We start from the raw sequence: 11,453 nt of genomic DNA, 5'->3' as shown, positions 1-11,453 counted from the left end.
AGGGTTCGGCCAAGCCGAACCCTCTATGTTTACCACCCGCGTTTTACTGCCGGCTGTCGTTGGCCTGCCGCAACAGCGTGCGGCTCTCCACCAGGAAACGCTGGGCGTAATCGCCGAACCAGTGTTCCACCTTGCGGAAGCTCGCGATAAACGCCTGTTTGTCGCCGTGCTCCAATAGCTTTATCGCCTCGCCGAAACGCTGATAGTAACGCTTGATCAGCGCCACATTTTCCTCCGACGACATGATAATATCGGCATACAGCTGCGGATCCTGCGCAAACAGGCGGCCGACCATCGCCAGCTCCAGGCGATAGATCGGCGAAGAGAGCGCCAGCAACTGCTCCAGCTGCACGTTCTCTTCCGCCAGGTGCAACCCGTAGGCGAAAGTGGCGAAGTGCCGCAGCGCCTGAATAAACGCCATGTTCTGATCGTGCTCCACCGCGCTGATGCGATGCAGCCGCGCGCCCCACACCTGCAGCTGCTCAAGCAGCCACTGGTAAGCCTCCGGCTGGCGGCCGTCGCAGTAGACCACCACCTGCTTGGCCACGCTGCCCACGTCCGGGCCAAACATCGGGTGCAGGCCGACCACCGGGCCACTGTGCGCCGCCATCATCGCCTGCAGCGGACGGTTCTTCACCGACGCCAAATCCACCAGAATGCAGTCGGCGGGCAGCGGCGGCAGGCGGTTTATCACCTGCTCGGTCACGTGGATCGGCACGCTGACGATCACCATGCCGGCGTCTGCCAGCAGGCTTTCTGCCTGCGGCCAGTCTTCCTGATCCAGAACCTTTACCTGATAACCGGACAGCGTCAGCAGCCGATTGAACAGCCGGCCCATCTGGCCGTTGCCGCCGATGATGACGATCGGCCGCAGCTGCGGGCACAGGGTTTTAAAACCTTTGTCGTTCTCGCTGACGTAAGACTCGCGCATCACGCGGCGCAGGACGTCTTCGATCAGATCCGGCGGCACGCCGAGGCTTTCCGCCTCCTGGCGGCGCGAGGCCAGCATCGCCGCCTCACGCTCCGGCACATAAACCGGCAGACCGTGACGGCTTTTCACCTCGCCCACTTCCGCGACCAGATGCAGGCGTTTCGCCAGCAGATCCAGCAGCGCTTTATCCACCTCGTCGATTTGATCGCGCAGCGCGGTCAGTTCTGCCACCATAACTTACTTTTCTCCCGTGCGTGCCGTCAGCGCAGCGCCGAGTTCCTGATGCATATGACGCAGCAGGACTTCCGTACTCTCCCAGTTGATGCAGGCGTCGGTGACGGACACACCGTAGCGCATGTCCGCACGCGGCTGTTCGGAAGACTGATTGCCCTCATGCAGATGGCTCTCCAGCATAATGCCGGTGATCGAACGGTTGCCTGCTTTGATCTGCTCCACCACGGATTCGGCAACCGCCGGCTGACGGCGATAGTCTTTATTCGAGTTGCCATGGCTGCAATCTATCATCAAGGACGGATGGAGTCCCGCCTCGAGCATCTGTTTTTCACAGGCCGCAACGTGCTCGGCGCTGTAGTTCGGGGTTTTTCCGCCGCGCAGGATCACGTGCCCGTCAGGGTTGCCCTGCGTCTGCAGTAGGCAAACCTGGCCCGCCTGATTGATGCCGACGAAACGGTGTGGCATGGCGGCGGCGCGCATGGCGTTGATGGCGGTACCCAAACTGCCGTCGGTGCCATTTTTGAAGCCGACCGGCATCGACAGGCCGGAAGCCATTTCGCGGTGGGTCTGCGATTCAGTGGTACGCGCGCCGATCGCCGACCAGCTGAACAAGTCTCCCAGGTACTGCGGGCTGTTTGGATCCAACGCCTCGGTAGCCAGCGGCAAGCCCATGCCCACCAGATCCAGCAACAGGCGACGCGCGATATGCAAGCCTGCTTCAACGTCAAACGAACCGTCCATGTATGGATCGTTGATCAAACCTTTCCAGCCGACAGTGGTTCTGGGTTTTTCAAAATAGACGCGCATAACGATATACAGCTGATCGCTCAAGTCAGCCGCCAGAGTTTTCAAACGACGGGCGTAATCCAGCGCCGCGTCTGGATCGTGGATCGAACAAGGCCCGCACACCACCAACAGGCGATGATCGCGCCCCTGCAAAATGTTGGCGATGGTATTGCGCGCGGTGGCGATTTCATTTTCGTCGTCGGCGCTAAGCGGGAACTGGTTCTTCAGCTCCTCCGGCGTGATGAGAACCTGTTCTGCACTGATGTGTACGTTATTGAGCGCGTCTTTTTGCATGGTGCTATTCCTGTCGTTTGGCGTTATGCGTTGAAATGGAACATTGAGCGTTTCAGGCGTCTACCTTATCACGTGATGTAAAGTTTTCAATCCAATTTCCGTAAATAAAAAATTACCGCGACATTCACAGCGAAAACACCTTTAACAAAACACCCATGAGCCCAATAAAAACACAATTAATACAAGACAATAAGCAAAATCAAAGGCCATCACTCCGCTCTTGTACGCCTTACTGGAAAAACCCAGTAATCGTAAACAAATTGGTACACTTGATTTTACAGCGAGAAAGCACCGCCCGCCTAAGCACAGGTAAACACGCGGAGGTAGATACCCGTCCGACTCAGCACGAAATGCCGCCGAAAGCGATGAATTTAAGTAGAAGAAAAGCGAATAAATGAGGAATAAAAATTAAAAACTTAAGCTAATGGCGGCTATTTTTGTCGCCGAAGTGAACCGATATAATGTGACCGTCATCAACAATAACCACCCTTAACAACTGGATCCAAGATGCTCTCTTCTCGCGCTCGTCGCGCTTTTCCGCTGTATATTTGCTGCTTAACGACTTTCACCAGTGTTTCAGCCCTTGCCGACAATACGCTTTTCACCGCGATGGACGATCCGGCCACCGCCAAGAAACCGTTCGAAGGCAACGTGCAGGCGGGCTACAACGCCCAGTCCGGCAACTCGCAAAGCTCCACCCTGTTGGCCAACACCAATATGACCTGGTTCAATACCGACGCGGCATATAGCCTGTGGGGGGCGGCCAACAACACCACCTCCTCCAACGTGCGCTCGTCCGAAAAGTACCAGGCCGGTGGCCGTACGCGCTATAACCTGACCGATCGCAACTACCTGTTCGGCCAGGCCAGCTGGCTGAGCGACCGTTTCAACGGCTACGACTCACGCTCCACGCTGACCGGCGGTTACGGCCGTCAAATCCTCAACGGGCCGCTCAGCGACCTGCGGGTGGAATTCGGTCCCGGCGTGCGCCATGACGAATATCACGGCGGCGGCCGCTCGACCAAAGGCCTGGCCTACGGTGCGGCCAACTATTCCTATCAGCTGACCGACAACACCAAGTTCATTCAGGGCATCTCCGCACTGGCGAACGAAGAAACCACGCTGAACTCGGAAAGCGCATTGAACGTGGCGATCAACGATCGCTTCTCACTGCGCGTGGCTTACACCGTAACCTACAACAGCAAACCACCGGCCTCGGCACCGAAGAACACCGACACCACCACTTCGGTCACGCTGGTCTACGGCCTGTAATCTCCCCACCCATGATTTCTCGAAGCCCATCATCGATGGGCTTTTTTATGCCTGCGGCGTCAACGTTAACCAAACCATGCCCAGCGCTTTCAGCGCATCAGGAGAACACTGAAAATCGACGTTGCCGCCGCTAACGCGCACTTGGTTACCCGGTAGACGCGCAATGTCGTAAACGTCCAGGTTACCGTCGATATCCACCAGCCAGCGGCCATTGGCGATATGCGTAACGGCCAGATCCACTAGCCAGGATACACGCCCACCATCGACGTAAGCCGGCTGAACCACGCCGTCAGGGATCAAAGAACTGTCTGCCGACCACTGACCTGCCTCTTTCAACTGCCCGGCAAGCAAGCGATATTTCGGTAACGTGCAGGCGCCGGCCACTGGCGCCGCCGGTGTGGCTTCGCCCCACATCTCTCCCTGCCCCGTCGCCAGCCATAGCAGTGATACCCCTGTATCCAAAGCGCAGGTCACCACGATATCGCCTGGAAAATAGTTGCGGCGAACCCAAGTGCTCATCGTGCCTGAAGAGATGCCCAGCAGGTCACCCAACTCTTTTTGCAGATTGAAACCGTAAGCATCCAAAATACGACGCAACACGCCTTTCCCGCCGGAAGCCAAAACGCGATCGTAAAGAACTTTACCCTGCGCAGATGATGCAGGCCTGCGATTGCTTTTTGAGTTTGCAAGTTTTCCTGTCATCAGCCAGGCCAGATCGGCTCCCGTGGTCAGCGCGCAGTTGATGATGACATAGCCAGGAACGCTACCGCGCTGCTGCCAGCTGCTGATGTTATTCGGTGCTATCCCTAGAATTTCACTCAATTCTTTCTGCGTGCCAACGCCATAAGATGAAAGAACTCTTTCAATCACCGCTCCCACGGAGGTCTCGTTGTTTATCGTTTCTTCACGCATATCATCACCGATTAAAATAAAAATTGCATTTACAAGTCGCATTTCGCGACTTAAAGTAACATCAAGTCGCCGTTACTCGGCATGTCGATCGCTTTAGTTAAGATGATGCGACATGGTTGATGAAAATGCAAATACCGTAAAGCGGCGACAATCTTGCGTAAGCACTTTGTTTACAGCGTGTTTACTCAACATTTCGTCCCAAATCGACGGCTAACCAAACCTTGCTTTTGCAAGTAATTATTCCCCATCAGGTAAGGAGACTGTCATGCTGCTGGCCAGCGAGGAGCAACGGGCTATCGGCCTGCGGCGTATTGCTGAAATCCGCCGCACACTGTTTGCCCGGCAAACCAATCATGCCGAAGTGGTCTACAACACGGCGCCGCTGCACTTGCGTCATACGTTTTGCTTTCACGCCGGGCTGACCGAACGCCATGTCTGGTTAAAGTTTCATGAAATGGGTTATGCCGAACGGCGGCAAATCGTCGCGGCACTCAATGAGCTCAGCTCGCTCAGTCAATCGTTGCCGCGCTATATCAGTGAAACAGACTGTCTGTTAACCCAGAAATAATAACCGACCGAATAAAACTGGCGCGCAACCCGCCAGGCATCGCTCGGCCCAAACTCACCTTTCTCAATCCCAGGAAAATGTTATGGCAGAGACTATTGATATGGCGCAGGAGCGTCAGGCATTGATGCTTTAACGCGAACGCCAGGCCGATGGCCACATCGCCCGCGGCGGAAAAATCCGTGTTGACTGCCCTCTCGTACAATTTCCGCTAATCAATGATTGGCCGTATTTTTACTGCACAAATGATAAGTCTAACCATTGACGCCTTTAGCGTTTTGCTTAATACTGTATAAATACACAGTATATTGAAGAGAGGGCAAAAACAGTGGAAATTATGGATAAACAACAAGTAACACTGTCCCGCATCCAGTTCATCGCCGATGTTTCACAGGCTGCACAATGCAGCGCCTCCGAGTTTCTGATCGCCATGTCGCTGATCTCCGATCTGGCCGGCCAGGTGCTGCCGCACAATGATTATCAAGAAATATTTTATCCCGCTGACGAACAGCCGCCCCGCTAATCTCCCCAGCCAAACTTTTTCAACCCTCGCCACCGGCGGGGGTTTTTGTTTTCCTCGACGGCATTTTTTCTTCTCGGTTGTGCCATCGCATCCACAACCCCATCACGTTGCCCCTTCCCTCCCGCGCGCGGGAAACTGAAGACATCCGGGGCCAAAGCCTCCTTCTCCCAACGCTATCGCAGGATGGTAATGATGAAAATTTATGCACAACAAGGTGACACCATTGACGCGATCTGCTGGCGCTACTACGGCAGCACGCAACGCCAGGTGGAACAAGTCTACCAGGCCAACCGCGGCCTGGCCGATCTGGGCCCCGTGCTACCGCACGGTCAACCGGTTGAATTGCCGGATCTGTCCGTAGCCGTCCAACGAGAAACCATTAAATTGTGGGATTAAGCGATGGAGAAACTCACTTCAACCCTCGCCTATCTCGTGGCGGCCTGCCTGGCCTGGCTAGGCAGGCACTCTGCACAGGATATCGCCATCCTGGTCGGCGCAGCGGTCGGCGTCGGCACCTTCGCGGTGAATTGGTACTACCGGCGTAAAAGCTACCAACTGCTGAAGTCGCTAAAAAAAAACGGCCTGAAACGCGGAGTCTACGATGAACTCACTCGCTAAACGCTGCAACGTGGCGGCTATTTTAGCGCTCGCCGCTCTGCTGCCGCAGTTCAATACGCTGAAGACTTCTGAGCAAGGTTTACGCCTGATCGCCGATTTCGAAGGCTGCCAGCTGTCGCCCTATCAATGCAGCGCCGGCGTCTGGACCAACGGCATCGGGCACACCGCCGGCGTGAAGCCGGGCGTCGTCATCAGCGAACGCCAGGCGGCCGCCAGTTTGATCGACGACGTGCACACCGTAGAGCGCGGCATCGCACGCTGTATGGACGTCGAAATGCCGCAACCGGTTTACGACGCCGTCAGCGCTTTCGCTTTCAACGTCGGCGTCAGCGCCGCCTGCAATTCAACGCTGGCCCATTTCATCAAGCACCGGCAGTGGCAGGCGGCTTGCGAGCAGCTGCCGCGCTGGGTTTACGTCAACGGCGTCATCAGCAAAGGCCTGGAGCGCCGCCGCGCGGCCGAACGCGCGCTATGCCTGAGCGCCATCCCGCGCTGATCGTGTTTCAACACATTCCCACTCAAACAGGTTCCCTTTCAGGAGATACATCATGTTAAAACCCGAACAGCTGCGCGCAGCCCTGCTCAAGGCAGTCCCCGCGTTGCAGCAAAATCCCGAGCGGCTACGCCTGAGCATCGCTAATGGCCGCGTGGTCTCAACGCTCGCCGCCTCGCTGTCCTTCGAATACCGCTATCAGCTTAATCTGGCACTGGATGGGCCGTCTACCGACGACGATCGGGTCATAGTCACCGTGCTGGCCTGGCTACGCAACCACCAACCCGATCTCCTCGCCAATCCGGAAAAACGCCAACATGATTTTGCGTTTCAACGCGATATCGACACTGCGGGCCAGCTGACATTACAGCTTCAACTCACCGAACGAATCCTGGTGGAACAACGCGATGGCGCATTGCATATCACGCCGCTGGCTGAACCGCCCGAACCGGAGAATGTCGTTCGCTTCACGCAGGTTTATTTGCACGGTGAGTTGCTCAGCGAATTTCGACAACCTTAGCTCCTCACGGTGGCTTCGGTTGTGCTGGCGGCAGCCAAACGCCGCCGCGTTGTCCCCCCTTTCATCCAGCGGCATTCTTGAGACATGAACACAGACAACTTCGATATTCAGCGCCTGGTGCGCAACCTGATACGTATCGGCACCGTCAGCGAGCTCGATCTCGAACGCGGGCGCTGTCGCGTCGCCACCGGCGGCAATCTTACCGACTGGCTTAACTGGTTGGCTGGGCGAGCCGGCGATGCGCGCAGCTGGTGGGCCCCCAGCATCGGTGAACAAGTGTTGGTGCTGTCACTAGGCGGTGAACTTGATACCGCCTTCGTGCTGCCCGGCGTGTTTTCCGATGCTCACCCCGCACCGTCGGCCTCAGCACAGGCGGCGCATATCGCTTTTCCTGACGGCGCGGTAATCGAATACGAACCGGCCACCGGTTCGCTGAAGGCCATTGGCATTAAAAGCGCCATGGTCGAAGCCAGCGAGCGGATCACGCTGACGGCGCCAAACATCACCTGCATCGCCAGCGGAAAAATCACGCTGGATGCCCCCGAAGTGGAGTGCACCCAGCAGCTTACTACCGGCACCATCGCCATCCGTCAGGGCGGTTCGATGACCGGCGATCTCAATCACACCGGCGGCAGCATCAATTCTAACGGCATTGTGGTGCATACCCACACCCACGGCGGCGTGCAAAACGGCGGAGGCCAAACGGACAAACCAGCATGAACAACGCGAAATATCTTGGCATGAACCGCGGTAACGGCCGCGCCATCGCCGACCTTGAGCACATTCGCCAGTCGGTGAGCGACATCCTGATCACCCCCATCGGCTCACGCGCGATGCGCCGCGGCTACGGTTCTTTACTGTCTGAACTGCTCGACCAACCGCAAAACGACGCCTTGCGCTTGCAGATGATGGCCGCCTGCTACAGCGCGCTGCTGCAGTGGGAGCCGCGCATTCGGCTGACGGGCATCAGCTGCAACACCACCTTTGACGGAAAAATGGTGGTCGACATCACCGGCAAGCGCACGGATACGCCGGATTCCTTTTCCCTTTCTGTTTCAGTGAGCTGACACCATGGCAACCATTGACCTGAGTTTATTACCCGCCCCGACGGTGGTGGATCCTCTCGATTACGAATCGCTGCTGGCCGATCGCAAGGCCACGCTGATTTCCCTTTACCCGGAAACACAACGTGAAGCCATCGCACGCACGTTGGCGCTGGAGTCGGAGCCGATCGTCAAACTGTTGCAGGAAAATGCTTACCGCGAACTGCTGTTGCGCCAACGCGTTAACGAAGCCGCGCAGGCCGTGATGCTCGGTTACGCCGGCGGCAGCGACCTCGATCAACTGGGCGCCAACTTCCGGGTGCAACGCCTGGTGGTGCAGCAACCGGATAACAGCGTCATCCCGCCGTTGCCGGCGGTCATGGAGTCGGACAGCGATTTCCGCGTGCGGATCCAGCAGGCGTTTGAAGGTTTGAGCGTGGCGGGCTCCAGCGGCTCTTACGAGTATCACGGCCGCTCCGCCGATGGCCGGGTCGCCGACGTTTCCGCTACCAGCCCCAGTCCGGCCAACGTGTTGATCTCCGTGCTGTCACGCGAAGGGGACGGCACCGCCAGCGCAGAGCTGGTGGCGATCGTCGACAAAGCGTTGAACGATGAGGACGTGCGTCCGGTGGCGGATCGCGTCACCGTCCGCTCCGCCAACATCGTCAGCTACAACATCGATGCCGTACTGTACCTCTACCCCGGTCCCGAGGCCGAACCGATTCGCCGCGCCGCCGAAGCCAAGCTGAAAGCTTACATCAGCGCCCAGCACCGTTTAGGTCGCGATATTCGCTTGTCAGCCATCTACGCCGCGCTGCATGCCGAAGGCGTGCAGCGCGTTGAGTTGAAGACGCCGCGGGCCGACATCGTGTTGGACAAAACGCAGGCGTCGCACTGCGCCTCTTATCGTTTGACGGTGGGAGGTTCCGATGAGTGATCGTCTGCTGCCGGCCGGCTCTTCCCCACTGGAAGTCGCCGCCGCAGCCGCCTGCGCCGAACTGGCCACCATGCCGGTGCCGCTGCGCGAACTGTGGGACCCGGCCACCTGCCCGGTCAACCTGTTGCCTTACCTGGCCTGGGCCTTCTCGGTCGACCATTGGGATGAAGCCTGGACGGAAGACGCCAAACGCAGCGTCGTGGCCGCCGCTTTCTTCGTCCACCGCCATAAGGGCACCATCGGCGCTATTCGCCGCGTGGTCGAACCGTTGGGTTATCTGATCAAACTGCGCGAGTGGTGGGAAACCGACGGCGAGCCGGGCACCTTCTCACTGGATATCGGTGTGCTGGAGAACGGCATCACCGAAGAAATGTACCTGGAAATGGAGCGAATGATCGCCGACGCCAAGCCGGTCAGCCGCCATCTGACCGGTCTGGCATTGAACCTCGAAGCTTCCGGCGCGATCAACGTCGCCGGCGGCCAATATGATGGAGAACTCACAATCGTGTATCCCGACTATGACAACCTCGCCCGGCAAATGCTGGAAGGGCATTACCAATTCTTGCAGCGCAACACCGGCACCACGCTGGATTCGACCCAGCAACATTTCGTGCTCAACGACGAACATGTCTTGGCCGACTCACGCCATGAACGCGAGCTGTCACGCATGGCGGGGCTGCCGAACGACGCCACCACCGAAGGCCAATCTTTGCAGATCCTCGGCTATGCCCATGCGTATCTGGCGACCGGAGAACAGAAGTATTTGGATCAGGCCATCGCCTGTTTTGACGCCTATGTGACCTACTTTTACGACGGCGCGCCGATCCCCGCCAGCCCCCAGCGTTGGATCGCCAACTGGATCGTCAACGCCAAAGAGCCGGTGCCCGCCAATTGGCCTGTCGATCCGAAGGATCCGACCCATAGCGGCTTCAAAGGCATTCCGCTGACCTTTAACCAGGGCCGAACGCAGATCCCTCACGGCGCCCCTTACTGGGGGGAATACCTCGATATCGCCACCTTCGCCTTTGACGGCGCGCTGGCCTGGGATGCCGTCAACGCCCAGGTACGCGCGGTTAACGCCGCCGGTGAAATCGACTGGAACAGCGACGGTAAACGCTATGACGTGGCCTGGATCATCAACTGGCAGGGTTATCAGATCGACGCCGACGGCGAGATCCTGGCCAAGGGGCTGCCCGCTGAACAATTCGGTACGGTGCAGTTGAAAGACGCCACGCTCGGTGGCAATCACAAGCTGAACTTCGCCAATCGTCAACCGCCCGAACACGGCGGCGTGATGATTGCGCGCAATCAGATCCAGCATAACCGCCCGCTGCATGTGCCGGTGCCGCACAGCGCCATGGGCAATGCGGCCGATGCCGAGCTGTGGTTTGCCGACGCCTGCTATCTGCTGCATGAAATCACCGGTGAACAGCGCTATTTCAACGCCTGGAAAAGCGTTGAATTCACCGCCATGGAATATACCAATATCGATGCGCAGGATAAGTTCTTTCGCCAAAGCCGCAGCGCCAAGACGCCGTTTACCGACGGTATCTCCTACGACTGGTCATACCCATCCGGCGCGTCGGTGAACTACGGCCGCAACGCGGAAGGCATGATCACTATTCGCAAGGAGGCGGCTTCGCAACAATCGCTCGAGCAGAAGGCGATCTGGTTCCGCGTCAACCGACAGTCAAAAATCCGCACCTGTTTTGGCGGCGTTGACGACCAAAATCAGCCCATCTCATGCAAAGTGCAGCTGTCTATCGCACCGGAAAAAAGCCCGGCGAACGCTACGGAATGGGGTATCGGCCTGCCTCAATCGAGCCACGCCCAAGTCAAAACTTACGACATCGCGCTCAGCAGCCTGGCGGCGCTGACGAAAGAAGACGGCAGCGACTATCTGCTGGCCGATCTGCGCGCAGTGACCGACTACGGCGGTTGCGCGATCGACAGTCGCTTTGAGGAACAGGTATATGACAGCCGCAGCGCGGCGGTGATCCGCGCCCGTTTCCCCAATGACGACGCCGGCATGGTGATCGGCGCCTGGCTGACCGCAGAGGAAAGCTTCCCCGTCACGCAGCTGGTCTATCGTGCGGACGCCGACTTCAACCTGCGGCTTGAGGATGACGACAAATGGCGCTGGTATTGGATGCTGCCCGCCACCGGCGGCAAATGGCAAACCGCGACCTTCGCCCCGCAGGCGGCAACGCTGAGCGGCTATCAGCCGGACCACCAGGATACCGAGCCCAAACCGGCCGCACCTCGCTTCAACCGCGTTAAACAGGTGACCATCCTGCAGGACGGCAACGTGCCGGATGCCACGTT

13 protein-coding genes and 1 pseudogene are annotated in these 11,453 nt (G+C 58.0%); 11 read left to right on the top strand and 3 right to left on the bottom strand.

The features are described 5' to 3' along the window. Positions 1–43: 43 nt before the first annotated feature. Together tyrA and BHU62_RS07095 are read right to left on the bottom strand one after the other, a co-directional pair. Entirely contained in the window at positions 44–1,165 is a 1,122-nt protein-coding gene (tyrA, locus tag BHU62_RS07100) for a bifunctional chorismate mutase/prephenate dehydrogenase (protein ID WP_073530529.1), read from the bottom strand. 3 nt (positions 1,166–1,168) lie between these two features. Continuing rightward, positions 1,169–2,245 carry a 3-deoxy-7-phosphoheptulonate synthase gene (locus tag BHU62_RS07095; RefSeq protein ID WP_073530526.1) on the bottom strand — a complete coding sequence of 359 codons (1,077 nt, stop codon included), beginning with the start codon at positions 2,243–2,245 and terminating at the stop codon, positions 1,169–1,171. A 507-nt stretch (positions 2,246–2,752) separates the two neighbouring features. On the opposite strand from BHU62_RS07095, the gene BHU62_RS07090 reads away from it, so the two are divergent. Continuing rightward, complete coding sequence (locus tag BHU62_RS07090; RefSeq protein WP_073530497.1) at positions 2,753–3,517, top strand: YdiY family protein; 765 nt, start codon at positions 2,753–2,755, stop codon at positions 3,515–3,517. 45 nt (positions 3,518–3,562) lie between these two features. Here BHU62_RS07090 and BHU62_RS07085 read toward each other — a convergent pair whose 3' ends face one another. Then, positions 3,563–4,429 (bottom strand): helix-turn-helix domain-containing protein, encoded by an 867-nt coding sequence (locus BHU62_RS07085; protein WP_073530728.1) that lies wholly within the window; start codon positions 4,427–4,429, stop codon positions 3,563–3,565. Positions 4,430–4,694: 265 nt separating this feature from the next. Here BHU62_RS07085 and BHU62_RS07080 point away from each other — a divergent pair, with 265 nt between their 5' ends. From BHU62_RS07080 to BHU62_RS25565, 10 genes and pseudogenes are all read left to right on the top strand, one after another. Then, entirely contained in the window at positions 4,695–4,997 is a 303-nt protein-coding gene (locus tag BHU62_RS07080) for a hypothetical protein (protein ID WP_073530495.1), read from the top strand. A gap of 325 nt (positions 4,998–5,322) precedes the next feature. Beyond that, entirely contained in the window at positions 5,323–5,517 is a 195-nt protein-coding gene (locus tag BHU62_RS07075; RefSeq protein ID WP_073530491.1) for a hypothetical protein, read from the top strand. 192 nt (positions 5,518–5,709) lie between these two features. Then, the gene (locus BHU62_RS07070) at positions 5,710–5,913 is read left to right on the top strand and encodes a tail protein X (protein ID WP_073530439.1); all 204 of its coding nucleotides are present in this window, start codon (positions 5,710–5,712) and stop codon (positions 5,911–5,913) included. A gap of 3 nt (positions 5,914–5,916) precedes the next feature. Further along, positions 5,917–6,135: an HP1 family phage holin gene (locus tag BHU62_RS07065; RefSeq protein WP_073530408.1), complete on the top strand. Its 219-nt coding sequence runs from the start codon at positions 5,917–5,919 to the stop codon at positions 6,133–6,135. Beyond that, the gene (locus tag BHU62_RS07060; RefSeq protein WP_073530378.1) at positions 6,119–6,631 is read left to right on the top strand and encodes a lysozyme; all 513 of its coding nucleotides are present in this window, start codon (positions 6,119–6,121) and stop codon (positions 6,629–6,631) included. Before BHU62_RS07065 ends, BHU62_RS07060 begins: the two co-directional genes overlap by 17 nt. A 52-nt stretch (positions 6,632–6,683) precedes the next feature. Then, entirely contained in the window at positions 6,684–7,148 is a 465-nt protein-coding gene (locus BHU62_RS07055) for a phage tail protein (protein WP_073530361.1), read from the top strand. A gap of 84 nt (positions 7,149–7,232) precedes the next feature. After that, positions 7,233–7,868 (top strand): phage baseplate assembly protein V, encoded by a 636-nt coding sequence (locus BHU62_RS07050; protein ID WP_073530358.1) that lies wholly within the window; start codon positions 7,233–7,235, stop codon positions 7,866–7,868. After that, positions 7,865–8,215 carry a GPW/gp25 family protein gene (locus tag BHU62_RS07045; RefSeq protein ID WP_073530356.1) on the top strand — a complete coding sequence of 117 codons (351 nt, stop codon included), beginning with the start codon at positions 7,865–7,867 and terminating at the stop codon, positions 8,213–8,215. Before BHU62_RS07050 ends, BHU62_RS07045 begins: the two co-directional genes overlap by 4 nt. Before the next feature lie 4 nt (positions 8,216–8,219). Then, on the top strand, positions 8,220–9,128 hold the full coding sequence (locus tag BHU62_RS07040) for a baseplate assembly protein (protein WP_073530338.1): 909 nt from the start codon (positions 8,220–8,222) through the stop codon (positions 9,126–9,128). Then, positions 9,121–9,642 (top strand): annotated as a pseudogene (locus tag BHU62_RS25565) (phage tail protein I); the annotation flags it as partial. The gene BHU62_RS07040 and the pseudogene BHU62_RS25565, both read left to right, overlap by 8 nt. Positions 9,643–11,453 lie beyond the last annotated feature (1,811 nt).

The sequence above is a fragment of the Serratia marcescens genome (assembly GCF_001902635.1).
In the GTDB taxonomy this organism is placed as follows: Bacteria; Pseudomonadota; Gammaproteobacteria; order Enterobacterales; family Enterobacteriaceae; genus Serratia; species Serratia marcescens_F.
The sequence above is the reverse complement of the archived record's forward strand: the minus strand, read 5'-3'. Positions and strand labels throughout refer to the sequence as shown.